General features: G+C 64.5%; 15 protein-coding genes and 3 pseudogenes. 9 read left to right on the forward strand and 9 right to left on the reverse strand.

Annotated features, from left to right (window positions below):
- Positions 1-178: 178 nt before the first annotated feature.
- The 3 genes and pseudogenes from ABD793_RS42610 to ABD793_RS04790 all read right to left on the reverse strand — a co-directional run.
- Positions 179-466, reverse strand: a pseudogene (locus ABD793_RS42610) (fructose-bisphosphatase class II); the annotation flags it as partial.
- Positions 390-908 (reverse strand): annotated as a pseudogene (locus ABD793_RS04785) (fructose-bisphosphatase class II). The pseudogenes ABD793_RS04785 and ABD793_RS42610, both read right to left, overlap by 77 nt.
- A gap of 325 nt (positions 909-1233) precedes the next feature.
- Positions 1234-2607, reverse strand: coding sequence for a glucose-6-phosphate dehydrogenase (locus tag ABD793_RS04790; protein WP_344855670.1), 1374 nt, complete (start codon positions 2605-2607; stop codon positions 1234-1236).
- Positions 2608-3078: 471 nt separating this feature from the next.
- On the opposite strand from ABD793_RS04790, the gene ABD793_RS04795 reads away from it, so the two are divergent.
- The 6 genes from ABD793_RS04795 to ABD793_RS04820 all read left to right on the forward strand — a co-directional run bounded on the left by ABD793_RS04795 (position 3079) and on the right by ABD793_RS04820 (position 9001).
- On the forward strand, positions 3079-3516 hold the full coding sequence (locus ABD793_RS04795; protein ID WP_425548650.1) for an Nramp family divalent metal transporter: 438 nt from the start codon (positions 3079-3081) through the stop codon (positions 3514-3516).
- Entirely contained in the window at positions 3447-3809 is a 363-nt protein-coding gene (locus ABD793_RS42615; RefSeq protein WP_425548647.1) for a divalent metal cation transporter, read from the forward strand. The genes ABD793_RS04795 and ABD793_RS42615 overlap by 70 nt, the downstream gene beginning before the upstream one ends.
- 696 nt (positions 3810-4505) lie before the next feature.
- On the forward strand, positions 4506-5426 hold the full coding sequence (locus tag ABD793_RS04805; RefSeq protein WP_344855673.1) for a LysR family transcriptional regulator: 921 nt from the start codon (positions 4506-4508) through the stop codon (positions 5424-5426).
- Positions 5427-5773: 347 nt separating this feature from the next.
- Positions 5774-6589 (forward strand): tyrosine-type recombinase/integrase, encoded by an 816-nt coding sequence (locus tag ABD793_RS04810; RefSeq protein ID WP_344855675.1) that lies wholly within the window; start codon positions 5774-5776, stop codon positions 6587-6589.
- The gene (locus ABD793_RS04815) at positions 6586-7815 is read left to right on the forward strand and encodes a hypothetical protein (protein WP_344855677.1); all 1230 of its coding nucleotides are present in this window, start codon (positions 6586-6588) and stop codon (positions 7813-7815) included. Before ABD793_RS04810 ends, ABD793_RS04815 begins: the two co-directional genes overlap by 4 nt.
- Entirely contained in the window at positions 7754-9001 is a 1248-nt protein-coding gene (locus tag ABD793_RS04820; protein ID WP_344855679.1) for a hypothetical protein, read from the forward strand. The genes ABD793_RS04815 and ABD793_RS04820 overlap by 62 nt, the downstream gene beginning before the upstream one ends.
- 30 nt (positions 9002-9031) lie before the next feature.
- Here the strand turns inward: ABD793_RS04820 and ABD793_RS04825 are convergent, their stop codons facing one another.
- Positions 9032-9676: a class I SAM-dependent DNA methyltransferase gene (locus ABD793_RS04825; protein WP_344855681.1), complete on the reverse strand. Its 645-nt coding sequence runs from the start codon at positions 9674-9676 to the stop codon at positions 9032-9034.
- 546 nt (positions 9677-10222) lie between these two features.
- Between ABD793_RS04825 and ABD793_RS04830 the strand changes: the two genes are divergently transcribed.
- The 3 genes and pseudogenes from ABD793_RS04830 to ABD793_RS04840 all read left to right on the forward strand — a co-directional run bounded on the left by ABD793_RS04830 (position 10223) and on the right by ABD793_RS04840 (position 18476).
- Positions 10223-15619 (forward strand): leucine-rich repeat domain-containing protein, encoded by a 5397-nt coding sequence (locus tag ABD793_RS04830; protein ID WP_344855798.1) that lies wholly within the window; start codon positions 10223-10225, stop codon positions 15617-15619.
- A gap of 116 nt (positions 15620-15735) precedes the next feature.
- Positions 15736-16230, forward strand: a pseudogene (locus tag ABD793_RS04835) (error-prone DNA polymerase); the annotation flags it as partial.
- A 932-nt stretch (positions 16231-17162) separates the two neighbouring features.
- On the forward strand, positions 17163-18476 hold the full coding sequence (locus ABD793_RS04840; RefSeq protein ID WP_344855683.1) for a lanthionine synthetase LanC family protein: 1314 nt from the start codon (positions 17163-17165) through the stop codon (positions 18474-18476).
- Between the two features lie 336 nt (positions 18477-18812).
- Here ABD793_RS04840 and ABD793_RS04845 read toward each other — a convergent pair whose 3' ends face one another.
- The 5 genes from ABD793_RS04845 to ABD793_RS04865 form a co-directional block, all read right to left on the reverse strand.
- Entirely contained in the window at positions 18813-19229 is a 417-nt protein-coding gene (locus ABD793_RS04845; RefSeq protein ID WP_344855685.1) for a hypothetical protein, read from the reverse strand.
- Positions 19230-20719: 1490 nt separating this feature from the next.
- The gene (locus ABD793_RS04850; RefSeq protein WP_344855687.1) at positions 20720-21994 is read right to left on the reverse strand and encodes an NAD(P)/FAD-dependent oxidoreductase; all 1275 of its coding nucleotides are present in this window, start codon (positions 21992-21994) and stop codon (positions 20720-20722) included.
- A gap of 90 nt (positions 21995-22084) precedes the next feature.
- Positions 22085-22741: a thiamine pyrophosphate-dependent enzyme gene (locus ABD793_RS04855; RefSeq protein WP_344855689.1), complete on the reverse strand. Its 657-nt coding sequence runs from the start codon at positions 22739-22741 to the stop codon at positions 22085-22087.
- A gap of 95 nt (positions 22742-22836) precedes the next feature.
- On the reverse strand, positions 22837-23835 hold the full coding sequence (locus ABD793_RS04860; RefSeq protein WP_344855691.1) for a thiamine pyrophosphate-binding protein: 999 nt from the start codon (positions 23833-23835) through the stop codon (positions 22837-22839).
- 255 nt (positions 23836-24090) lie between these two features.
- The gene (locus ABD793_RS04865) at positions 24091-24840 is read right to left on the reverse strand and encodes a GntR family transcriptional regulator (RefSeq protein WP_344855693.1); all 750 of its coding nucleotides are present in this window, start codon (positions 24838-24840) and stop codon (positions 24091-24093) included.
- Positions 24841-26123 lie beyond the last annotated feature (1283 nt).

Genomic DNA, 26123 nt, shown 5'->3' on the forward strand with positions numbered 1-26123 from the left:
ACCTCTCCGCAGAGAGCCGGCCATTTTGCCCGGTCCGTCGGACGCCCGACCGTGCTGGTTGCTGTGTCGGGTACGCCGAGGACGCATGCCGGGCCGACCGGGTCAGGCGGTCGGTCGGCGAGTATCGACCGTGGCGGTTCGGACAAGGATGCCGTCGGTGACGTTCGGTCGCGACGAAGGACGTGTTGTCGTGGGCGACCAGGTCGTCCTTGGTCGAGGACCTTTCCAGGTCGTGGCCGGCGGCGATCGCCTTCTCGCGCTCTTCGTCGTCCTTGGGCCGGAGCTTGCCGAGGACCACACCGCCGAGCGCCGTGATCCCGAGCGCCGTGATCGCGCACGCCGCGATGATGCCTCCGGGGCGCCGCCGACACCGACGCACATTCCGATCTTCAACCCTGGCAACGTCGCCGGAATACCACCAGCGACGCACTGTCCAGCAGCAATCGCATTCCCACACCCGTGGCACGGGTCTGCCGGATGGGTTCGTCGTGGCGGGACCGCTCGCGAACCGCTACTGCCACCATATCCTTGAGGTCCTTGCCCTTCGGTGCAGCGAGCGCGCCGATGTTCTCCCCGATCGACTTCTCCAGCTCCAGGTCGAAGGACCCCGCAGCCCTCGACCCCGGCCGCGATCATGTCCGGCTGGAACACCGTGCCTGGGTCGTACGTCGATCCGACACTGCCATCCCACTGATCGCGTTCTGCTGCCCCGACGCCGTCAGACTCATGCCGTCGATCGGGTCGACCGCGAGGTCGCACGCGGGACCGTGACCGTTGCCGACGTGCGCGCCGTTGTGGAGCAGGGGGGCGTTGTTCTTCTCACCGTCACCGATCACGACGACAGCGCCGAAATACACCGTGGCGAGTTTCCCGACATCGGCCAACAGAACGATGAGAGAAACTGTCACCTCGTCATCAGCACTTCATACCTTTTCGCCCTGGCAGCGTCTATATCAACAAGGCATGGCGCGCCAACCCTGCTGTTGGGGTACGGCACCGCCAGTGGTTGCTGAGTCGTCTTCGCCGACGGCCGCGCCGCAGATTACGTCGAGGGCGTCGCGGTGTCTGACTTTGCCCCACTGGCATTTGCCACGCTCGTACCGTTGGCTGGCACCCTCGACGACTGACAACGGCCCCCGTGGCGCGCGGCACCTCGGCGCTTGGATGGTTGCGCGTTCGCGCCCGCATCGAGCCGTCAGCCCGCGGGATCTTGACGTCCGTCAACGCGCCAGATCAGGAGCTCGACTCCCAGCCCGCCGGCCCGCGGGAGCCGGCGCGGTACTCCTCGAGTGGGACCTCGTCGGCCGTCCAGGCCTTGACGACCGGTTCGACGATCTCCCAGCAGCGCTCGGCCACGTCGCCGCGGATCGACAGCAGCGGGTCGTCGTGGAAGATCCCGTTGAGGACCTCGCCGTACGGGGTGAGCTCGCCGTCGCCGAACGAGGACGACAGGGTGATCTGGCCCATCTCGAACGGGTTGCCGCCGCCGTTCGCCGAGACGGTCAGCTCGATCTCGTCCGGGTTCAGGACGATGCGCAGCGTGTCGGTCTTCGGGTGACCGGCCAGGCCCGACGGCAGGCGGGTCACCGGCTTGAAGGTGATGAGGACCTCCTTGCGGCTGGCGCCGAGCGCCTTGCCGGAGCGGAGGGTGAACGGCACACCCTTCCAGCGTGCGGTGTCCACCTCGACCTCGATCTCGGCGAGGGTATCGGTCTTGCGCGACGCGTCGACGCCGCCCTCGGACTGGTACGACGGCAGTTCGCGACCGGCGATCGTGCCCTCGGTGTACACGGCACGGCGGGACGCGGTCTTCGGGTCGTCGCCCTTAAGCCGCGTCGAGCGGAGCACGCGTGCCAGCGATGAGCGGAACTCGACCGCGTCGATCGCCGACGGGGCGTCCATCGTGATCAGGCCGAGGATTTGCAGCAGGTGCGACTGGATCATGTCGACCAGGGCACCGGCCTCGTCGTAGTACTGTGCGCGGTTTTCGAGGCCGAGGGTCTCGTCGTAGAAGACGTCGACCTTCTCGATGTTGTCCGCGTTCCAGACCGGCTCGAACAGGCGGTTCGCGAAGCGCAGACCGATGATGTTGAGGACCGTGGTGCGACCGAGGAAGTGGTCGGTGCGGTGCACGCGTTCCTCGGGGACGAGCTTGTGGACGGTCTCGTTGAGCACCTCGACGCTGGCGACATCGGTGCCGAACGGCTTCTCGAAGGCGAGCGTGGTGTCTTTGGGGAGGTCCACGTGCTGCAGCGCACCGCAGATGTCCGATGCGATCTGCGGGGGCAGCGCGAAGTAGAGCACCGGCGGTGCTTCGGCCGTCTCGAGCAGTTTCTGCAGGTGCTCTGGGTCGGTCGGGTCGCCCTGAAGGAACACCGTCGACTCGAGTGTCGCGTCGACCTCGAGGCCCTCGACGTCCTCCGTGGCGAAAGACTTCTCGACGACGCTCTTCCACTGCTCACAGGTCCGCTCGCTGCGGCCCGTCCCGATGAGCTGCACCGGCACACTGCGGCCGGATTGCAGGAAGGTCCCGAGACCTGGCAGCAGCAGACGTGCGGCGAGGTCCCCCGTCGCGCCGAAGACGATCATGGTGCGCTTGCTGGTCACCTGCGGTGACTCCTTTCATTTCTGGGAATCCGCGGCTTTGACCGTCTTCGACGAAGGCGACACGGCCGACCTGATGCCGCCGCCACGGTCTGCGAGGCGGAGCCAGTGAGCACGACCCGTCTCCGAGATCCCGAAGTCCTTCGCGACCCGCCTGATCCACGTCTCTCCCTCCGGGCGAGCGCGACCACGTCGCGGCGGAAATCCTCCGTACGCCTTCACCGAGGCGCACATCCGTCCAGCAGGGCCCGCCCCTACCTCTCAGAGATCAACCAAGGCTGCAGCAGCCTTCCCGGAGGTTGGCGCAGCCCGCACAGCTTTATCGATCAAAGCGGATAACTTTGCCGAGGTCAATCGTCATGCTGGATTCCGTGCCATGCTCACAGGTATGGAGCGCGCCGACCAGCGTTCCGTGCGGCACGGGGCCACCCAACCAACGGTCTCGCACTTCTCGGACCAGCCTTCGTCGCGGCGATCGCCTACGTCGATCCCGGCAACGTCGCGGCGAATCTCACGACCGGCGCGAGCTACGGATATCTGCTGGCGCGGGTGCTCGTCGTCGCGAATGCGAGCGCGGTGCTCGTGCAATATCTCTCAGCGAAACTCGGGATCGTGACCGGTCGGTCGCTGCCGGAGTTGCGCGGTAAGCGGATGAGACGGATGCCGCGGCTGTTGTTCTGGGCGCAAGCCGAGATCGTGGCCGTTGCCACGGGCGCGGCGGAGATCGTCGGTGGTGCGATTGCGCTGCACTTGCTGTTCGGTTCCGCCTCGTTGCCGGCGGGCTCGTTACCGGCGCGGTCTCGACCCTTGCCTCGGGCCTCGCGACAACATCCGTCGGGACGATGGCCGGTGACGAGATCATCCGCGGGCTGCTGCACATCAACATCCCGCCGCTGCTCCGGCGGGTCGTGATGCTGATCCCGGCGATCGTAGTGCTCGCTGCGGGATTGGACCCGACGTTCCTGCTCGTCGCGAGTCAGGTGATACTGAGCTTCGGCATCGCGTTCGCCGTCGTTCCCCTCGTCATGCTGGCCTCCCGGCGCGCCGTGGAGCAACCGGATCACGCGGCTACCGGTTCCTGCACCACGCCGTGGATGACTTCAGCCGGTTGGTGTACACCGAGGTTCTCGATGACGAGCGCAAGACCACCGCGGCCGAGTTCTGGTTGCGCGGTGGGGGACTGGCTGGGGTTGCTGGTGTCGTGACCGTGTCGCTCCTGTCCCGGATCTGACCGATGCGGTCCTGCGCCAGCACACTGCGCAGGTGAGGACAGAACTGCGCCAGGTGACCAGTCGGCCGATGGCGCATGACCTGCGGGCAATGCTGTACACGGTGTTCTCGTTGGTGCGCAACAGAATCGAGCGGTGGGCAGTGCCGGTGGCCTTCCTACGTCGAGAGACGGCGTATGCCTTCTTCCGGCGCTGGAACTCCCCGTCGGGCAAGGCCGCCGAGGCCGCCGAGGCCGTCGTGGCGGACCGCGTGGCTTCGATGCCGAGAAGAAGATCAACGGGCGCAAGCGGTCGATGTGGAGGGATTCCCAAACGCACCAACCCCACACGTTCCGCGTCGTGCCGCGCAGGGGGTGGTCGAACGCAGTTTCGGGTGGCTACTCCGAACCGTCCTGCTCATGACCCGCCGCCGCATCGCCGCCTCCTATCATCCAACGATGGGGCCTGCCACGCCCTGCCACGTCCACACCAGATCCCGCGCCCGCCTGCACCCTGTTGCCAAGAGACTCTGGGCGTGGTCGGAGCTGTTCAAAGGTGCCGGTCGCACGGTCGGCTGAGCGGAGCCCCTGGTACCGCCGGGAACGCCAAGCGCCCGACGTCCTGCTCACCAAGTGAGCTACTTCAACCCGGCGGTCAACAGAAAAATCTGACGGGGCGTTCTAAGGTTGCCGGATGGAAACTCGATTGCTCGAGTACTTCGTCGCCGTCGCGAGCGAACTGAGCGTCACCGAAGCTGCACGTCGCCTCTACGCCGCGCAGTCGACGGTCTCTGCGGGCCTGCGGAGTCTCGAGGCCGAGCTGGGGGTCCAGCTGCTGCGCCGCACTACCCAGAACGTCCAGCTGACGACCGCCGGCGAAGAGCTCCTTGCCAACACACAGCAGATCATCGACGCGGTCGAGCGTCTACGCACTCTCGCATCCGAGACGGCGAGCGGCCAGCGTGGGCGATTGACGCTTGGCACCTTCACCGGCCAAGACCTCGTCCACGATCTGCCGGCGGCACTGCGCGTCTTCCGTACCAGACACCCCCACATCGACCTTCGACTTGTCTTGTCTGAGCGCGGGTCGACCGGATTCGCCGAAGATCTTGTGCGGGGGAGACTCGACGTGGCCTTTTTTGCGTTGGCACCACCGCCCGAACTTGATGTTGTCAAGCTCCTCGAGGCCCCCTTCGTCGCGTTGGTTGAGCCGTCCCATCCGCTGGCGGCGGATACCGTGGTCTCACTTGCACAGCTCGCACCAGAGCCCTGGATCGATTCGCCGGCGGGATACGGCCACCGGGTCGGCGTGGAACACGCTCTCGCTGAGCACAGACTGCGGCGACAAGTGGTCGCCGAGGTTGCCGATCTTCTCGCGATCCCCAAATACGTCGCCACCGGAATGGGGGTTGCTGTCGTCCCAGACATCATCGACTCCAGCGGTTGCGTCAAGCTTGCGATCGCCGAACCGATGACGCCGTGGATCGTCAACCTCGCCACCCGACAAAACGCCGCTGAGCGCCCCGCAGTCGCGGCCTTGATCGATGTGCTGCTGTCCCACCGCCTGCCCACAACGGCATCAGCGCAGCAGGCGCACGGTACTCCCTCGCGTTGACGCCGAGCCACACCGCGTCGGACACCGTGGTACGACCGCTTCCTTGCCGGTCTGACCAGCAAGGACGCTGATCACGACGAGGCCTCTGGTCAGGATGGCGGAGGAGACAGTCACTAGTGCCGCGTCAAGCGACGTTGGGTAGGTAATCGGGGTGGCGGGCCTTGGCGTTCAGCCAGGAGGCGCGGGTGGGTGTGTAGACCAGCTCGATGTCGTGGGCCGCGCACCACGTGGTGACCTCGGCCTTGCCGCGGGGCCGGCGGTTGTCGCAGATCAGGCAGAGCTTCCCGGTGGGAAGCGGCGGCGGAGTTGCTTGCAGGAGTCGAGGAGATCGGTATGCTCCGGCGACCGTGGCGCACAGCGAGACGGTGCTGCGTGGTTTCTACGACTTGCACCGGGACGCGGGCGCCGACCCGATTCTGAATCCGTTTCCGCTCGACGCGTCCCGCAAGGCACGGCGCGCGCATGCGCATCACAACCCGATGGACGGGTGGGCGAGCGAGCGGGTGGGGCGTTACCGGCGGAAGGTTCCGCAGCGGGTTCCTCGGGCGATACCCGACCAGCTATTCAACGAGCTGTTCGCTGCGCTGCCGTCCAATCGGGACCGGGCGCTGGTGGCATTCTGGATCTCGACCGGGGTGCGTGCGTCGGAGCTGCTGGGAGTACGGCAGTGCGACATCGACCCGGGCCAGCAGCTGATGACCTTGGTGTGCAAGGGAACCCGGGCAGTTCAGCAGGTCCCGGCGTCGGCGGACGCATTCGTGTGGTTGCGCTTGTATCAGGAGGAACTGCGGGGCCGGACCCAGCCGGTGTGGTGGACGTTGCGCCGGCCGAGGCGGTCGTTGGACTACCAGGCGGCACATCGGATGTTCGAGCGCGCCAACGCTGCACTCGGGTCCGACTGGACACTGCACAGCCTGCGGCAGAGCTCGGCGGCCGGAATGGCCTGCGATCCGCAGCCGACGCTCAGCGACGTGCAGCTCGTCATGGGCCACGCGCACCTGTCCACCACCGAGCTCTACCTCACGCCCGACAAGGACGAGGTGATCGCCGGTGTCCTGGCCCATCACGCCCGCATCGCCGAGCAGCGGGAAAAGCCGCCTCCGCCGCCCGCGCCCGGCTACGACCCGCAGGCATTGAGCGTGCTGTTCGGGAGGACGCTGTGACCTCTATCGTCAAGCACAGCACACGCAAACCGCTGCCCGCTGTCACCTCGGTCGCCGCCGAGCAGCGACTGCGGAACGGTCGGCTGCGCACCGAATTTCCACCACGATCGGCCGAGGAATGGTGGCCGCATGCCGCGGCGACGGCCGAGCAGGTGCAGCAGCGGTTGACCGCTGCGCCCTTCGCTGCCGCAGCGAACGGTACCCAGGCTGCGCGACGGCGCGAGGTTGCCAAGCTGCTGCGCTGGCTGTTGTCCTTCCCTGGCGATACCTGGCAGGACCACCGGCTGGCCGGCGGTGCCGAGGAGCGTCCCGGAGCAGGATGGATCGAGCTGCCGATGCAGTGGTTTGCAGCGCACGGTGGAGTGGTGTCCTACGACTCCACGGACCTGCCGTCCGGCTTGCTGATGCTGATCTGCGGCGACGTCATCCGACCCGGTCTGCCGTGGATGCTCCCTCGCACCCACCGGTATCCGGCGTCGGTGATGGCGCAGGTCAGGGATCCGGCCGGGTTCGCGAGGCCGGCAGAGCTGGCCGCCGCCGAACCAGCCAGCTCCCCGGTCGATGCGAAGATCGCGGCCACCCGGATCGCCACGATCCTGGCCGGCAAGAGCGGCGCCATCGCCGACACCACCGTCGGCGGCTGCGTCGAGCTGGTGGAAACGATGCGACGCGTCCATACCCGCGGCGGGCACAAGAAGCTTGGCTTCTACCTGCGGCTGCGTGCTCTGGGCGTCTTCCCGGGGGATGCGCCGCACAGGATCCGCGCGTCCGGCCTGGCCGGCGGGAGGCTGACGATCGAGCAACTGGTCGACCGATACCGCATCCAGTGCCGACCGATTCGGGACCTGCTCGTCAACTACCTGCAGGAGCGCCAACCGTCGCTGGACTTCACCCAGCCTGGACGTCGTCTCGCGGACACTGGCCGGGCTGTTCTGGGCTCGCGCCGAGGCCCTCGCTCCCGGCACCGACACCCTCCGGCTTCGGCTCCCGCCCGCGGTCGTCCGCGCTTGGAAGGGCGAGCTGATGCGCGTCCGAGCGCGCTATCTGGACATCGCACACTGGGCCGTCGAGGACGCCGCCCGTTGGGCGCAGTGGGTCGCGCCCTGCCCGATCAGCGGCACGGAGGTCCAGAAAGCCACGGAACGCAAGCATCGCAAGGCCCGCATGGACCAGCGCACCCGCGAGCGGCTACCTGTCCTGCCCGTGCTGGTGCGCACCACCAATGACCGACGGTCGGCTGCCGCCCGCCTCCTGGCCGCAGCACAAGCCACCGAACCGGGCGAGGTCCTCGACGGTACCGACGGGAGACTGCGAAGGGCCATTGCTCCCAAGACGATCGGTCGCCTTGTCTGGGCCGGGGACGTCGCCACCGGAAAGTGGCGCAACCTGTGTTACCAGGACGACGAGGCGTTCTGGGCGTTCGCCACCATCGAAGTGCTGCGGCTGACCGGTATCCGCTGCGAGGAACTACTCGAACTGTCCCACCACAGCATCACCGAATACCGGCTGCTCGGCACCGGCGAACTGGTGCCGCTGCTGCAGATCGCCCCGTCCAAGACTGACACCGAACGGTTGCTGCTGGTCAGCCCCGAGTTGGCCGACGTCCGCAGCGTCATCTTCCAGCGTTTGCGCAGCCACGACGGGTCTGTCCCGCTGGTGGTCTCCTACGACGTCCGGGAGAAGATCTGGCACCCGCCGATGCCGCTACTGTTCCAGCGCGGCATCGGCAACGAGCGCCGCACGTTCACCCCATCGGCCGTCCGGAAGCTGCTCATCAACGCGCTCGCCGCGACCGGACTCGCCGACGCCAATGGCAATCCACTGATGTTCCAAGCCCACGATTTCCGCAGGATCTTCGTCATGGATGCCATCATGAGCGGGTTACCGCCGCATATCGATCAGATCATTTTCGGGAACAAGACCATCGACACGACCATGGGTTACAACGCCGTCTACCCTACTGAGACGATCGAAGCCCATCGATCTTTTGTTGCCCGGCGTCGCGCTACCCGGCCGAGTGAAGAATTTCGCACGCCGACCGACGAGGAATGGTCCTCATTCCTCGCTCACTTCGAGAAACGAAAGGTATCCGTTGGAACCTGTGCGCGAGAATTTGGATCACCCGGTGTCCATGAGCATGCATGTGTCAGACGCTCGCTCCTGCGACTGGACCCCGCACAACGTGCTCGAGTGGAAGAGATCCACGACAACCTTGAAGCCCGCGTCATCGAAGCGAAACGCGAAGGCTGGCTCGGCGAAGTCGAGGGACTTCAAGTCAGCTACAGCGGTGTCAAAAACAAACTTGCCCAGATCAACGCCACGCCCCGCCGGGAAAACACCGCTACCGAACTTGGAATGTCATCGTTCACCGCCATCGGTGGACAAGTCGTAGCGGTAGTCGCGGAGAAATAGGTCAGAGAACCTGAACCGTCTGCTCCGAGGTTAGGGCTGACGGCGTGCGAAAAGGATGGCTTGTGGAACGTTCTCCTCCGGGGCCAGCAGCAGCTGGGCTTCGATTGTGAATCCGGATTCGCGCAGCCAGCCTGCCATTTGGTCGGGCTGGCGGCGGTGGACGTGGACCTTCATCGGGTGGCCGCCGTAGCCTTGCGTCTTCAGCCGCGATTCGTCGCCGACGTGGAAGCCGAGCGCCAGTAGTCCGCCAGGACGTAGCGCCCGGCGGAAGTGCACAAGGGCCGTGGAAACCGCATCGTCGGGAACATGGATCAGGGACCACCATGCGAGCAAGCCGGTAATCGACGTGTCGGCGACGGCCAGGTCCGTCATCGAGCCCACCTCGAACCGCAGCCCGGGATGGTCGCGCCGCGCCACATCGATCATCGCTGGTGAAAGGTCGATTCCGAACGCGTCGATGCCCAGTTCGTGCAAGTGAGCGGTGACGTGCCCCGGTCCGCAGCCCACGTCCGCCACGGAGCCGCCGCCGGCGATGCGCACCATGTCGGCGAACAACGCCAGAGCTGCTCGCAAGTACGGCTGCTCGGCGATGGCGCTGCGCAATTGGTCGGCATAGCTGACCGCGACTGTGTCATAGGAGGTCCGGGTGTCTGTCAACCAACCGTCCGCGTTCACCTGCGACACAGTAGGCGACGATCACCACGAGTTCGGAGAAGCCTGCATCCGCTGCCTGGCCTGGACCGGATGCGTGACCGGCAGCGCAGCGCCCCAGCCAGCCTCGGAATGCCGATCATTGTCGATCCGGCACCCTGACTGTCTGGGTACTGAGTTGTTTGCTCAGTCGTGTACAAGTGAGCCTGCCCAGATTCCTGTTGCCCTGGACCACCTCACCGAGGTCGTGCTCGGCCCTCGTTGCGGATTGGCCTCGCGGGCGGCGCGGGGAGGAAGTTGGCGGTCGTGCCGATGACAGGACGGAATACTGGTATGCCCAGCGTCGGCTCCTGCTCGGTCACTAGGCCGTCCCGGTCCACAACTCCCATGTACACGTTGCGAAGATCTACTGCGGTAGGGAAGACCGAGGTAGCGGGCGGACATAGCAGCGCGATCCCCAAGCCGAGGGATCGGCGTTGGCTGTGCCCACCGCGCACACTGGTCGCATTCCCATATGCCACCTGCATCGTTGCTTCCGCATGCCGAGTTGATCAGCTGCGGCGCTTGTTCATGCCCATGGCGTTGCCCGGTTTGGTGCTGGAAGTGTTCGCCAGGTGGTTAACTGACGCTATGGGATACGGCCCGGACGAGGCAGACCAGCGTATCGACCGTGCGGTGGCGGCGGGTGAGACCGTCCTCGACCTCAGCAACCTGCACCTCACCGAAGTCCCGCCGCAGGTGGCTGACTTCCCCCAGCTCGCTACCCTCATTCTCGACGACAACCGCATCGCGGCGTTGCCGGCGTGGCTCGCCGATCTGTCGGAGCTGACCGAACTCCGCGTCGCCAAAAACCGGCTGCGTGCGCTGCCGGACCAACTGGCCCGGCACAATGGGCTGCGTCGCCTGGACGTCAACGGCAATTACCTGCCGAAGCTGCCGCGCTGGCTGGCCGATCTCAGCGATCTAGCCCATCTGCGCGTCGGTGCCAACCAGTTCATCGAACTCCCGGACTGGCTCGGTGAACTGACCGGCCTGGCTACGTTGGACATCAGCGGCTGCCGGCTGCCCGCCGTGCCGGGGTGGCTAGCCAATCTCACCAATCTCCGTGCACTGGACCTCGATCGAAACCGGCTCCGGACGCTGCCCGGCTGGCTGGCAGATCTGCCGAACCTCGCTCAGTTCTTCGTGTCGAACAACTATCTGACCGAACTGCCGGCCTGGCTGGCAGAATGCCAGGGACTTGAGAAGCTGCGCATCGGTCACAACAAATTGACCGAATTGCCGGAGTGGCTGGGCACGCTGAGCAGGCTGACCGAACTGCGCATTGGTGGGTGCCGGCTGGACACGGTGCCGGACTGGTTGACCGGACTGACCAGCCTCACCGTTCTCAGGATCGAAAGCAACCGCCTGACGGAGCTATCGGACAGCCTTGGCGGACTTACCGGCCTCACTGAGCTGTCCCTCGCCTTCAACCGGCTGAGCACACTGCCGGACTCGCTGAGCAGGCTGCGGAACCTCACCAAGTTCAGCATCGAGAACAACCGGCTGTCCGGCGTGCCTGACTGGCTCGGGACGATGACCGGGCTGACTGTGCTGGATGTCAGTGGCTGCCGGTTGACGGAGGTACCGCCATCGCTGGCCCGGCTGCGCCGCCTCACCCGGCTGGAGCTGGGCAACAACCAGCTGACCACACTGCCGGACTGGCTTGGGGACCTCACCGAGTTGACCTACCTCCGTGTTGGTGACAACCGGCTGACCGAGCTACCCACTACCTTCACGCGCCTCGGCCGGTTGGAGGCGCTGTACCTGGAGGACAACCAGCTGTCCGGCCTGCCCGACTGGCTCGGAACGATGACCGGGCTGGCTACGCTGGACATCGGCAACTGTCGACTGGCGGAGGCTCCGGACTGGCTGGGGGCTCTGACCGATCTCACCGAGCTGGACCTCAGCAGGAACCACCTGACCGAGCTACCGGACCGGTTGGCCACACTCACCGGCCTCACCAAGCTGAACGTGTCCAGCAACCAGCTGACTGCCCTCCCGGAGTGGCTGGCTCGGCTGACCGACCTGACTCACCTCGACGTGGGCGGTAACCGGCTGACTGCCCTCCCGGAGTGGCTGGCTCGGCTGACCGCACTCGAACTGCTCGACGTGGGCGGCAACGACCTGGCCGAGCTGCCTTCTTGGCTCGGCAACCTCACCCGGCTGACCGACCTCAGCCTCGGTGGCTGCCGACTGACTGTCGTACCGGACTGGCTTTCCCGGTTGGCTGGTCTGACGTCGTTGCAGTTGCACCAGAACCGGCTGACCGAGCTGCCGGAGTGGCTCGCCGGTTTCACCGACTTGGACAGCCTATGGGTGCACTACAATCAGCTCACGACCGCGCCTTCCTGGTTGGCCAAACTGACTGATCTCACGATCCTATGGCTCCGCGGAAACGAGATCAATCACCTGCCGGCGGAGCTGAGCAATCTCACCAACCTCACTCACCTGTGGATCGGCGGCAATCAGCTAGTCGACCTTCCACCCTGGCTTGGCAATCTCGCCGAACTGGAATCGCTGGACATCGGGAGCTGTCAGGTTCAAGTACTCCCGAGCTACCTGCGAAAACTGCGGAATCTCAGTATGCTGATCGCTGACAACAACAGCGTGACGGAGTTGCCGAGATGGCTAACCGACTTCACTGATCTGAAATTTCTCTATTTTCGCAAAAACAAGCTGACGGAACTGCCAGAATGGACGGCGGACCTGTCGAATCTTACGGATCTCAGGGTTGACGACAATGAACTGCAACGGCTGCCGGATCGGCTGGCCGCGTTGCGCAATCTCGTCGCGCTCTGTGTCAGCGGTAACCAGCTCGCCGAACTGCCAGGCCGGCTTGGTGATCTCAGCGCACTGACGTCATTGCAGATGAACAGATGCAGGCTGGGCGAGATCCCGGACTGGGTGTTCGGGCTCACCAATCTGACCCTGCTTGAGTGCGACGACAATGGGCTGACCGAGCTACCGGAACGCCTCACCGAGCTGACCAGGCTGAGCACCCTGTCGTTGCGCGACAACCCGGTCGACACGGTCGGACCCGACCTCGCTCGGTTGGCTCACCTGGACGACCTCGATCTCAGCGGCTGCAGGCTCACGACAGTTCCGGAGTGCGTCGCACACCTCCGCACCCTCACTCGACTGAATCTGAGTCGTAACCAGATCACCGCGGTACCCGCATGGATCAGCCGCCTCGACCGACTACGCTATCTGGTACTGAGTGCCAACAAGCTGACCGAACTGCCAGACAGTCTCCCGCGCCTCACCCGGCTCACCTGGTTACACGTGGACGACAACCAGATCACCGCACTACCCGCCGGTCTCGGCCGACTCGCCGCCCTGACTATGTTGCGGGCGGACGACAACCGGATCCGGGAGCTGCCGGCCGACATTGGTGAGCTTGCCCGGCTCACCAGTCTGTCCCTGGATGACAACAAGCTGTCCCAGTTGCCCGCCAACTTCGGCCGGCTCACCCGGCTGGAAAGGCTGTACCTCAGCAGCAACGACCTGATCGAACTTCCTGCCGAGATCGGCGAACTGACTGGACTGGAAATCCTTGACGCGGATCACAACCAGCTGACAGAGCTCCCGGCAAGCCTCCGCCGGCTTCACCAGCTGGCCAGGCTCGACGTGGTCGAGAACCAGTTGACCAAGCTGCCAGACTGGCTGGTGGAGCTACCAGCACTGACCGCGTTGACAGTGTCAGGGAACCCGCTCGTGAGTCCGCCACCGGAGATCAGCGCGGCCGGCTCGGAAGCAGTTCTCGCCTTTCTCCGAGACCGAATACAGGGCAGCGCACCACAATGGATGTCCAAACTGCTCGTGGTCGGCGAGGGAGGTGTCGGCAAAACTTCTCTGGTCAAAGCGCTGGCGATGGACCCGCACGACCCCGACGAGCCGTCCACACACGGCCTGATGATCAAGAACCTGGCGCTCAACCACCCGGAACGGCCGGAGGTGACGATGCAGCTGAGCACCTGGGACTTCGGTGGCCAACAGATCTACCACGCTACGCATCAATTCTTCCTGACCAACCGCTCGCTGTTCCTATTGCTCTGGAACTCCCGGCTCGGATGGGAACAGGGCAAGTTGCGTCGCTGGCTGGACATCATCACCGCGCGGGCACCCGAGTCCCCCATCGTCCTGGTGGCCACACATATCCACGACCGCCCGGTCGACCTCCCCTTGGCCGAGCTACGGACCCAGTACCCACGGATCGTGGCCAGCGTGCATATCGACAACGCAACCGGGGAAGGAATCGAAGCTCTGCGCACCCTGCTCACCGAGCAGTCCGCGCGACTGCCGCTCATGGGGTCGGAGTGGCCGACCACCTGGCTCACTGCGGCTGACGCGCTGCGCGATATTCCGGATGATCACGTCACGCCCACACGGATGTGGGAGATCATGGCCGCCACCGGCGTGACCAACCCACAGCTGCAGCGGTTCATCGCCCGTGCCCTGCACGAACTCGGCGACCTCCTCTACTACGCCGATGACCCGGAGCTGAACCAGCTCGTCATATTGCGGCCGGCCTGGGTGAACGACTACATCAGCCGGGTGCTGGACAGCCCCGAGGTGGACAAGCGGAGCGGCCTGCTGAGCAGGGAACACCTGGACACGCTGTGGGTCGATCTGGACCGCGGGGTACGAGATCACTTCCTCGGCATGATGGACAAGTACGACCTGTCCTACCGGATCGAGGACACCCGCTCCCGCGACCTGAGCCTCGTGGTGGAACGGCTGCAATGGAACCCACCCGCCTACCAAGAGGAATGGGAGGCGCTGCGACAACTGCCAGGTGCTGCGGAGATCAAAGTCGTCTACGAGCTGAACACCATGCCGCCGGGTATCCCCACCTGGTTCATCGCCCGCTCACATCGGTTCAGCAAGGGCATCCACTGGCGCACCGGCGCGTTGCTGGCACACAGCGACGGCAAGCATCTGGCCCTGGTACATGCTGATCAGCACCGCAACACTGTGGAACTCACGGTGCGCGGCCCATCCCCGGTCGGGTTCTTCATGGTCCTCGACGACGGCTTGAACTTGACCCTGGAACGGTTCCCCGGCCTGCACATCACCCGCAACGTGCCATGCCGATGTCAGGAGTCCTGCCCGCAGCTGTTCGACTACACCAACCTCAGCAACCGACTCGCCCGCACCCCACCGCGATACGAGATCGAGTGCCATCACTCCGGCGAGCCGGTCTCCGTGCCGGAGCTGCTGTACGGCCTCACCCCATCCGAGCGGGACAGCACACGAGCAGGCATCGAGCACCTCACCAAGGTGCTCGAGCAGATCGGAGATCGCCTGGACGAGCAGGGCGAATACTCCCAACGGATGTTCCTGCGACTGCAGCGGTTGCTCCAACTCCAGCAGGAAGCCCGTTGCCCCAGCGTGTTCGCCGTAGTGCCGGCCGACCGTAAGCGGCTGACCGGGGCAGCGTACGAGATCCACTTGTATTGCGAGGAACCCGGCGCCTGGCATCGCCTGCCGGACGGCCAGGGCGTGTACTCGATCACCCAGCCGCGCGAGTGGCTCGCCAAGCTCGGTCCGCACCTGCAACACCTCATCACCGTACTCAAGCACGCCGCCCCGCTGGCCGGCCCAGCGCTCGGCATCGCGGTCGGTGTACTCGACGCACAACTCAAGGCCGACGTCGACCTGATGAAGGAGCTCGCCGGGCAACTCCCCAAGGAGCTGCCCGGCACACGGAAGCTCGAAGGCGTAAGCACAGTGGACACCACTCCCGAGGCGCACGCCGCCACTGATGCCGACTTCCGCGCACTGGCTGCCATGCTCACCAAGCTCGACCCGGACGAGACTTGGGGTGGCCTGTCTCGCTACACCACTCCGGAAGGTCTCACCCTCTACCTTTGCGCCGATCACCTCGCCCCCTACCACCAGCCTGCCCCCCACCTCCGGCCCTGACTGCTTCGCCACGAGAAACATTGGGATCGCCCAGCCGGTCGCGGTGTTTCTGGCCAACGGTTTCCGCAGATTGGCGCCGCCGCCGACGGTCTTCACCTTGGTTACTGTCTCGATCAGTGGACATCGAGTCCGACCGCCGTGAGGAAGCCATCCAGTAAGTCCACCAGCGCCACGACCGGTTTCATGCTGTGCAGGTGGCGAACGTGATCACCTACCGTGCGAAGGGCGCGCGACGCCGTCAGAGCGCTCGGCTACTCGCCGGGCCAGCAGGACGCGCGGCGGCATCTCGGGGTGCGTTCCGGGGCAGGGTCATCGCGCCGCACACCCCGGTGTCGGAGATTGTCCCGGTCGAGTGGGCCACCGCCGCCGACCGCTCGGTGCTGCAATGGGACAAGGACGACTGCGCGAGCATGGGGTTGACGAAGTTCGACCTGCTCGGCCTGGGGATGCTCTCCGCGCTGCACTACATGCTCGACCTCGTCGCCGAGCACCACGATGTCCATATTGGGCTGCACGATCTCGACCTCGCCGACCCGGCGGTGTACGACATGTCGTGTGCGGCGGACGCGGTCGCGGCGTTCCAGATTGAATCCGGCGCCCAGCTTGCCACCTGCAGCGGTTGCGGCCGAGGTAGTTCTAGGACCTGCCGGTCGAGGTGGCGTTGATCCAGGAATTCCGAAGGTTCTATGACGGAAACCGAAGGGGCGGCGGCCGGAGCGCCGCCGACCGGTCGCCGTAGCAGCCATCCGACGTTGATGGTCGGTCACGTCTTCGGGGCGGTGACAAGCTCCGGTCCGGTTCGCACAACGAGTTCGGCTCGGGCGACGTTCCGGTCCGGCCGGCACTGCGGTGGACGCTCCTGCCAGATGGGGGCGTTCGCTGCTCGCCACCGTCGAGCTGCCCACGCGAGTACCGGGTGCAGGATTCAGGGACGTTCTGCTGGCACACCTCGCTGCGGCAGGTCGAGTCGGGTGAGGCCACCGGAGCGGGTTGTGAGCTGGCCGGGTCGGGCCGCGGCTCGACGGACGGGTCGCCGGGGGGAGCGGAGCTGTTCGTGTGCGCCGCAGATCGCCGCGGAGTGCTGGGGTACGTCCAGGTGAGGTCGGGCTATCGGCTCCGCGGCTACGGTCGGCTGCTGGCGTTGGTCGTGTTGTCGCGCTGCGGCTGGTCAGCCGCGCAGCTGCGGTGGGCGCGTGGCGGTCTACGCGAGCGTCTTGGCTGCGGTGCGGCCGAGTGCTGGCTACGTGTGGATGTTGGCGTCGGTGCCCGACACCGACGAGGCGCGCGTATGCGCAGAAGTTGCCGGTCGCGGCGGGGCACTTGTACTGCCGCCACAACGACGGGGCGCGGAGGTCGGGCGGCGGCGTCGAGCCGGCCGGTCCCGAGAGCGCGCCGCAAGGTCCAGGTGACCGTCCTGACGGCGGACACGCCAGCGCGTTTTTCGTTGCCACGGCGGCAACTACCGCAGCTCGGAGGGTCCTCGCCGGTGCGTGACAGCCATTAGGAAATCAAGCCGCCAGCGGATCGAGGCTAATGTGTAACGATGCAGCTTGGGAACGCTAAGTCACTCGGTGCCTCGCGTGGGGTGGTGGCCGAGGGGCTTGCCGTAGACGCCCTGGATTGGTTGCTGAGCGCCGCGCGTGCCACCGATGCCGGCCTGGTCTGGGGGAGCACTGCGACCGACGACGAGGTGGACCCGTTCCTCTACAGTGGAGCGGCGGGGATCGTGCTTGCGTTGCTGGAAGCCCAGCGCCACTTCGGCGACGACCGCTACGGCGACGCCGCCCAACGCGGTGCGCGCGCCATCGCGGCTGCGGTCGATCCCGACAAGGACTGTTCGCTCTACTTCGGCTTGACCGGCATGGCGTTCGCCCTCCACGCCGTCGGCGCGCTGCTGAACGACCCCTCCGCGACGGCCGCCGCACGGTCCGCGCTGCGCCGGGTGCGTTCTCGCTTCGACGGGCAGCGGTGGGGCGAGATGTTCGAACTGCTGGCAGGCAACGCAGGTATCGGCCTGGGCGCACTGGCCTGCGGTGATGACGAATTGGCCATTCTCGCCGCCGAACCCTATCTCCGCTCCGCCGATCCGACTCCCGGCGGCGTGAACTGGGCGGTCCGTCCCAGCCCGCCGCGATCCCACCACATGGCCCACGGCACGCTCGGCATCGTGGTCGCGTTGGCCACGATCGGGCGCGCCACCGGCCGCCGCGATCTGATCGACCTGGCACAGGCCGGCGCCGCTGACGTGGTGACACGCGACGAGGCCGGGCCGCGCGGTTTCCTCGTTCCGCACTCCGATCCGCAACACCGGCCGGACCTGATCGAGCGCTACAGCTACGGCTGGTGCAACGGCCCCGCCGGTGACGCCCAGGCCTTTCGGCTGCTCGGTGCCACCACCGACGACTCGACATGGGCCGTCCTCGCCGACCGGTGCTGGCACACCGTCACGCAGTCCGGTCTGCCACGCCGGATCCGCCCAGGGTTCTGGGACAACAACGGTTCGTGCTGCGGCACCGCCGGAGTGCTCGCACTGGCGTGCGATCGGCACGTTGAGCAGCGGGAGCAGCCCGGTTTCGGTGCCGGGCTGGTCGATGACCTCGCCGCTCGATCCACCGCCGATGTCCCGGGCGTCTGCTGGCCCAATCAGGAACACCGCGTGACGCCCAGCATCCGGGAGCCTCGCACGGGGTGGGCGATGGGCAACGCCGGGATCATCCGCGAGCTGCTGAGGTTCGCCCGGGTCAGCGCCGGCCGCGATCCGGCCTACGCCGTAGCGTGGCCGGGCCACCCAATCGCCCGTCCCGTGACCGATCTTGCAAGCCATGACGGAGCGGGTGCGGACTCCGGCCGGTCGTAGTCTTCGACAACGGTGGCGAGGATCGGCGCGGTAGGCGATGGCTTCGTCGAGGTGGCGGTCCAATGCGTAGGCGCTCCAGCGTGGCGGAAAGGCGGCGGAAGGCCTGCCGTGGCCGAGCGTGGCGGCGGTGCTGCGGATTGGCGTGGCCGGCGCCGAGGATCAGTGGGCCGACTGGCTGTGTTGCCGCGGTGACGGTAACGGCGTGTACGCCCTCGCGGGTGAGTTCGCGCAAGCTAGTGTAGTGCTGCGCCCATTCCCCTAGCGCAGGTCGGAGGCCGTGGAGGTAGCGCAGCAAGGTCTGCTGCTGTCGCGGCGATCGGCGCGTGTCACCGGCGATCAGGCCCGGATCGCCTGCTCGACCTTGGCGACGATGCCTGCCGAGACGTCGGCCAGGGCGCGGCTCAAGGCGGTGTCCACACGAGACGGACGGTTGTCGAAGTAGTGGCCGAGAGCGTCCAGGATCTCGGCCGCGCGCTCGACCGACAGTGTCGCCGCCGCAGTGTGCAGACTGGTGAGGAGGCAGGAACGAGCGAACCGACCGCCCTCGACGAACCCGGCGAGCACGATCGTCGGAGCCCGACGGCAGTTGATCGTCACGGCGTCGCTCCAGCCGTGCTCCTCGCTGATCTCGTCGAACGGCCGCCGCGCTGCGAGGAGAACTCGGTGGCCCGCGGCGACCCGGTAGCCCTCGGCGCTCATGGTCGTCCCGCGCCTACCGACGATGACCATCAGGTGGCGGCGCCTCGCGGTCACGATCCGACGCCGACCGAGATAACGTCGTTCGGGTGCGGCTTTTCGATCGGCTCGGGGTGCTGCCGGCCCGACGGCGGGGCGAGAGGCCCGTGAAGAACAGCTGCGGATGGTGGACCTTGCCGATGCAGAGGACCTCCGTGACGTCGCGGTGGCTGGTGGTGTGGGCCAGGCTCCGGGCGTTTTCCCAGCACAGGCGGCAGTGTCCGGTTCGCAGCGCTGCGGTCCGGGGGGCAGGTGGCACACGTGCCCCCCGGCCACGTGCGGTGGTGGCTGTGGCAGGCCGTACACCGCCCACGTGCGGACAAGGGCTCCAACACCAAGAAACTTTCGCAGGAGCCAACCGCTCGGATGATGCGTGGACCGCTCATTCCGGCGGCAGGGATCGCCCATCACAGCGGCGCGGAGTGACCGTCATGCGTGATTCGGCGTCACCGGTCGCTGCTGGGCGTGCGGTGTCGCGGATCGGGACGGGGAACGCTTTGGGTTCCGGGACCACCATCTCCGCGAGCCTGCAGCGGAGCACTCGGGGCAGCGCAGGCGATCGGTGAGGATACCGTCGGAGCTGGGGGGAGGCGCGGTGAGCGTGGGACTAGCCGCGTGCGTCGAGGATTGCTTGCGCCTTCTCCCACGTCTCGGCCGTGATGACGGCGGGGCGTGCCGGTCTTGGTGGCGTCTCGGAACGAGAGTTCCGCAAGATGCACGCGGTTGTTCAACGCGCGGATGACTTGGTCTCCGGACCAGCGTGAGTCGGCGATGGCCCCGGTCGTTGAAGACTTTCGCGACTGCGGGGTTGCCGAGCCGGTCGCGGGTGTAGAGGTCGAAGACGAGCCGCACGATCACGGCTCCGAACTCGTCGGGAACGAGGGTGCCGCTGGTCTTGTCCACCCGGTGGACGAGCAGCACGTCTATCAGCCCGGCACGGGCGGCGGCGAGCGCCGCTCAACCCGTCGCGATTGGCGCTCGGGCCGGACGCGTCGTCGTGGAACCGCTCGACCAAACGCATGGCCGTGAGGTCGAGGCTGAAGTGGACGTTGTCGTGGCAAGTTGCAGTGATCAGCATCCCATTTATCGCGTTCGATCGGTACGACGTCGGAATCGCGAGGATTAGTACCGGCGCCGTCGACGTAGTGACTTTGATTCGGGCAATGAATTGAACGTTGTCAGGCTGAGGTGTCTCGATAGTTTACGACGCAACCCCACCGTCGTCGTACGCGCCGTTCGGTATCTTCGCAAGCGATCAGGTCTTGCCTGGGTATCGTACGCGGTCTGACAATCCCTGGAGCTGCGCGATCGGGCGTGCTACCGGGACCAGCGAGCAGTGAACGACGGGATATATTGCCGTCACCGTGGAAAGATTGAACAGTCATAGGTGGATCCGACATGGGGTCATGAAAAATAGGGACGGTCAACCGTCAGCTGTCGTCGAGGTCCGTCATGGATCGCAATAATGACCTGCTACGTTGATGATTTTCCGGTTTGCAGTCCATGAACTACAGTCGATGGCTCCATCGCTTGGACCTACCGTTGATTGCAGGATCAAAGGGGTTCGCGTCGCTCAATGCAGATGATTCGGTGACTAGATGCGCAACCAACCGGCCGGTCACGGGACCCAGCGTCAGACCGTGCATATTGTGACCAGTCGCCACCATAACCCGTGACGTGTCGGGACCGATCCGACCTATGATCGGCATGCCGTCACCGGTCATCGGACGAGGTCCTACCCATTCATTTCGTATCGACTGCCAATCGACCTCGGCAAGGTAGGGGTCCACCGCGGCGATGATCGACCGTATGCGCCCTGGGCTGAAATGTTCTCGCCGTCGGTCCAGTTCCATCGTGCCGGCGATCCGTACGTTATCTCCCATCGGCGTCGCGACGACGTGCACATCAGCGAATTGAATAGTGCGCACGAACGGGTGCGGAAGGTCGACATTGAAGCTGTACCCTTTCCCGGGTACGAGGTCGAGATCGACGCCTAACGTACGGCAGAGATCTCGTGACCAGACGCCTGCCGCGACAACAATGTTGTCTGCATCGAATGTACCATCAGTAGTACGAACCCAGGCCGATTGATCATTCATACCAATGCTGGTCGCGCGAGTCGACTCGATGATGGAGACTGACGCGGCACGTAACGTTTTCGTGAGTTCATCGATGAACCGGCCCGGATCTATTGTCCATTGATTTTTCAGGACATAGCCGGCTGCTATCTTTGCGCTCAAGTTTGGTTCCATGCGGCGGATACGGTTGCCCGTGATGACTTCAGCCTCGACGCCGGTCGTCGACGTCTGCATGCGTAGCGACTTTTCTGCGGCTGCCGCGGTGTCGAAAACAAATAGAAAACCCTCGGTATTGGCGTTCAGGCCCGACCCCTCCGACTCAATCTGCTTAAACAGATCGAACGAATCCTGGGCAAAATCTCGCAGTTGTGCTGCAGATTTCTCGAACACTGTGGGGCGGGTGCTTAGTACAAATCGCCTCAAATAGCGGAACAACTCGAACGAGAAATGCGGCTGAACGAACAGGGCACTATTGGGATCCAGAAAAGATTTAAGGCTGTCACGAACAATTCCGGGGGTCGATAGTGGCGCAGCAATTTCTGGGATGATCTCTCCCGCGTTACCCCTAGAAGATCCACTTCCCACGGAATTTGATTCCACTACTGTGACGTCTAGCCCTTGCTGGCGCAAGAAGTAGGCGCAACACAGGCCAATCAATCCTCCGCCGACGACTACAACCGACTCCGGGGCGGCGTCACTGGACATAAGTCACCGGAATTTCTCCGCTAAAAAGCGGGCATTTTTGACATGTTGTGAATAATTCTGTCGCTCCGTACCCAACAAGCACGGCGGACTTCAGTACACCGGACGACTGGTCTCCTCGCCTGACGCGGCTCGTTGCCAAGACGCCACTGGTGGCAGCGCGTCGTGCTCGTCGGGAATCGGTACGTCAATGAATGTTGGCTTTCGCGTCGTCAAGCCCCGTCGAACGGCCGCGGCAACGTCGTCCAGTGTGTGTGCACGTGTGGCGCGCACTCCGAAACCCTGGGCCACTGAAACTGCATCGAACTTCGACAGCTGGGTGCCAAAATACTGTGCATCGTGGTAAAAGTGCTGCAACGCCTTGATCCATCCCAGGGAGCCATTCGAGAAATGAATAAATATGATCGGCCCGTCATTGCGGGCTGCAGTTTCGAGAGCTCCTGCGGCCATGACCAGGCTGCCGTCGGTGGTAAACGTCAATATCTGATTTCCGGGGTCGGCGTACCGCGCGCCCAGAGATGCCGGTAAAGCATATCCCATCGGGCCGTGTCCGCGTGGCGTCACGACAGTTCGCCCCGATCCAGAAACTTCCCAGAACGCGCCTAGGTAAGGTGTTGGCGTGCCACAATCTGCTAGCACTGTCGTATTTTCAGGCAGCAGAGGATGAATACGTTCCATCACGTGCCATGGATCCAGTGCGCCCGCTGGCAACTTCCTGGTCAGCACCCGGCGACGCCATTCCTGAGACAAGGCAGAAATTTTATCTTCAAGCCCAGAGTTTTCGGGCGTTGCCCGCACGGCATCCGTAAGTTGTGAAAGTACGGTTGCTGCATCTCCAGACGCGACTATTGCGTTGGGAAAATATGGATCGCCTTGGCTTCCACGTCGATGTCGATGATGGCCACTGGAACAGCCGACTGGTCGCGTCTTGGCGCGCGAAAACCATCAGTATCCGTTGAGTTCGCCCGTGTTCCGACGAGCAGCACGAAGTCTGCTTGCGCCACCCAATCGGTGGCGTAGTCACGGCCGCCGTTCGCGCCGACAACACCCAGACTGAGTGGATGCGTCTCGGCGATGGCACCCTTGCCGTGGATGGTAGTGGCAACCGGAGCGCCAGCGGTGGTGGCGAAGGTCTCCAGTGCAGAGTAGGCGGCGGACCAGTGGATTCCACCGCCGGCGAGAACTACGGGACGTTGTGCCTGTGCCACGGCGTCGGCCATTGCCTGAATGTTTCCGGAATCAACACCGTGTCGGGTCAACGGTAGGGAATATATTTGAGTCGACGCGTTGTCCGTAGCTGATTCGTCAAAGATGTTTTCGGGAACTATGACGACCGTGGGACCGGGCCTATCGCTTACCGCCTCCCGGAATGCATCGCTGAGAATTGCCGGCAGCTCGTGCGCACTCTCGGCCCGCCCCTGCCACTTCGTCACACCGGCAAACAAAGCAATCTGATCGATTTCGGTGAGCGCTCCTGAATGACGGCTCTTGATGTGGATATCGCTGCTGATCACCACCATCGGCACAGATGCGGCCAGCGCTTCCCCGAGACCTCCGATGCAGAACGTTGCTCCACCGCCGCTTGAGACTTCGACCACGCCGGGAAGGTTGGTGAGCCGAGCATAGGCGTCCGCAGCAAACACCGCTCCCCGCTCGTCGTTCATCAACACGTGCTTCAGCTTCGGGGTTGCTCGCAGCGCATCGTAGAGTGCGACCCCGGTATCGCCAGGAACACCGAAAATCGTATCCACATCGCTTCTTTGAAGCCAATTTGTGATGATCTCTGCGCCGTTTCCGTGGTATTCGGAGACCGCATTGTGATCAAGAGCTACGTTGACTGCCATGGGCTCTCTGGCCTCTTTTCATTGGTATGAAAGTGGCGAAGAATCGGCTCGCGGTCGGTACGCCGCTAGCTGCTGCCAGTAGTTTGTTGAGAACTTTCGTCAGATTTTCCGGTGTCCCGGCGATTGGACGACAACTCGAGATCCGACGCCCGTGAACTTCGCGCACTTGACAGGTCCAGAAGCCGGCGGCTCGCTTATGGGTAAGCAGTGGCGGGCCGACCTGGTATGGGCTCGCCATGTCGATTGACCGATGCGTTAACACACTCCTGTTTGCCCCGATTTCGACAAGGGGCGATTGCGGGCTATCTCCGCTAGCGAGGTCCGCTTGATATCAGTTTGGCGTAATGCGGCATCCAGATCGATCTTGTCGATGAGTGCAACCAGGTGGTCACGCATTATCGATTCGGCAAGATGGCCGTTTCGCGTTTGGATGGCCAACGACAGCAGTGAATGCTCCTGCACTGATTTTACCAAGCGAAAGGATGTAACCGGCATTGCGAACCTGGCGCGCTCGAACTGTCCGTCCAGCACCCCGATCATTGTGGTTAGGCGTGCGTCACCGCAGTTCTCGTGTATCAGGTTGTGAACCTGGTGGACCAGAATTGAGACAGAAGACCAGTTTTCGCGTTCGCGCTCCTGCTCCGCAAGCGACGTGGTCCGTGCAAGAAGCTCCAGCGCTTCCTCCGGCATCGCTTTACATGCCCTGCGCGCAGCCAAACCCTCTAATACCGACCGCAATTCCATAATGGACCGCACGTCCGCTCCCGTGAACTTTGTCACACGATAACCGCGGAATGCCGCAGCCTCCGTCAATCCTTCTTGGGCCAGCCGGCCAAGTGCTTCGCGTATCGGCGTCTTGCTCACATTCAGCTGAGCTGCCAAGCGACTCTCCACGAGAGCGACGCCGGGCGCAAGAGTCATCGTCTGGATCGCATCTTTAATAGCTGCATACACCTCGTCGACGAGCAGGTTTCGGCCACCCGATTTCGGTTCGAGCGTCGACAATTGTCGCTGCCTCCTGGTATCCCGTAGTTCTCATGTCCAGAGCACTGCTCGTGCCTCGTGATTCCGATGACTCGTATATTCCGTTGTCGTCGACGAGGATGTTGACGACTTGTTGCGCAAGTCGAACCCTGGCGACGCTCTCGTCGCCGGTATCCAGGCCGCGATCCGGTTGGTCCACGAGGCTCTCTTCGGTGTGGAGTGGAACCGCACGTCCGGGTGGGCCTCCGGTTGTGTCTGGACGTCCGGGGGTGACGTGGGTGGACAAGTTGTCCAGGACGACCTGGATCGGTTTGCCCGCGTGGTGTTTGGTCGCTTCCTCCAGGAAGGTCGGGAAGTTTGTGCGGCCGCGGACGGGTAGCGCTCGCCGGGTGCCGAACTTCAGGGCGGCGAACCGGGTGTGTCACCCCGTTTCGGACGTAGTCGTAAGTGCGTTCTCGGTTTCTGCGATCGCAACGTCTTGTCCCGCCGCTGGCACCTGCTCTCGTCCGGCCGCGCGAGGACGGTCGAGCAGCTCGCCGATGCCTCCGCCGAGTACCTCCCCAGCCACTGATCGACTGTCGGACGCGACATCGGAGCCAACGCCGCAACCTGCTGCTTCTGCCGATTCCCTGCACGCCACACGGCAATCCGCGCTCGCATCGTCACCGTCGCAGGCGCATCAGCACTGTTCACCGACGCCGGCAACTCAACACGTTCGTCCACCGTCAGCTCCGTCCGACAACTAGACCGCAAGGTAAACCAAACAGCGCTGGGGGACGCTAGCCCCGCGGCGGTGGATGGCGTCTGCACTCAAATAAGATCTTATCTGCGAGGGCAGCTTGACTGTAACGCGGACAGGTCAAGGCGTCAAGCGGGCACGGAACAGCCCGTGACCTGCTGAGATGTGCCGATGTGGCCGCGTTTTGATGCCACAACGGCCTCGTGGGCAATGGATGTGCAGCACGTCTGCGCGCTGGATCATATCTGAAAAGGTGAGAGTTGCGTCACCGGAGACACGGCTGCGGGTGGCGAGACCAGTCGTGCGTGACGAGACAAGAGAGCTTCGATGTTCCGCAGGCAACGGGCCGCGTGGGCCTTCGTGGCGCATCATGTTGGTCACGCTCGCCGGGTGTGCGACCAAGACGGAAGGTCGCCGCCCCCTAGCGGTGCCAAGCCCGTCATCGAGATCGACGAAGATCTGGCGGCCAAGGTACCGACTGTGCTTCAGAACTGGGCGTCGACCATAGACTCGGCTTTGGCGAGCTCATGGCCCGGAATGACCACCTTTCGCGGTGGACTTGATT

It is taken from the genome of Amycolatopsis ultiminotia (assembly GCF_039536925.1).
Lineage (GTDB): Bacteria > Actinomycetota > Actinomycetes > Mycobacteriales > Pseudonocardiaceae > Amycolatopsis > Amycolatopsis ultiminotia.

Bases quoted from the DNA above. Each gene is read 5' to 3' on its own strand.
- ABD793_RS42615 (WP_425548647.1), top strand. From the start codon at position 3,447: ATGGCCGGTGACGAGATCATCCGCGGGCTGCTGCACATCAACATCCCG.
- ABD793_RS04830 (WP_344855798.1), top strand. From the start codon at position 10,223: ATGCCCATGGCGTTGCCCGGTTTGGTGCTGGAAGTGTTCGCCAGGTGG.
- ABD793_RS04860 (WP_344855691.1), bottom strand. From the start codon at position 23,835: ATGGCAGTCAACGTAGCTCTTGATCACAATGCGGTCTCCGAATACCAC.
- ABD793_RS04840 (WP_344855683.1), top strand. From the start codon at position 17,163: ATGCAGCTTGGGAACGCTAAGTCACTCGGTGCCTCGCGTGGGGTGGTG.
- ABD793_RS04805 (WP_344855673.1), top strand. From the start codon at position 4,506: ATGGAAACTCGATTGCTCGAGTACTTCGTCGCCGTCGCGAGCGAACTG.
- ABD793_RS04820 (WP_344855679.1), top strand. From the start codon at position 7,754: ATGGACCAGCGCACCCGCGAGCGGCTACCTGTCCTGCCCGTGCTGGTG.
- ABD793_RS04850 (WP_344855687.1), bottom strand. From the start codon at position 21,994: ATGTCCAGTGACGCCGCCCCGGAGTCGGTTGTAGTCGTCGGCGGAGGA.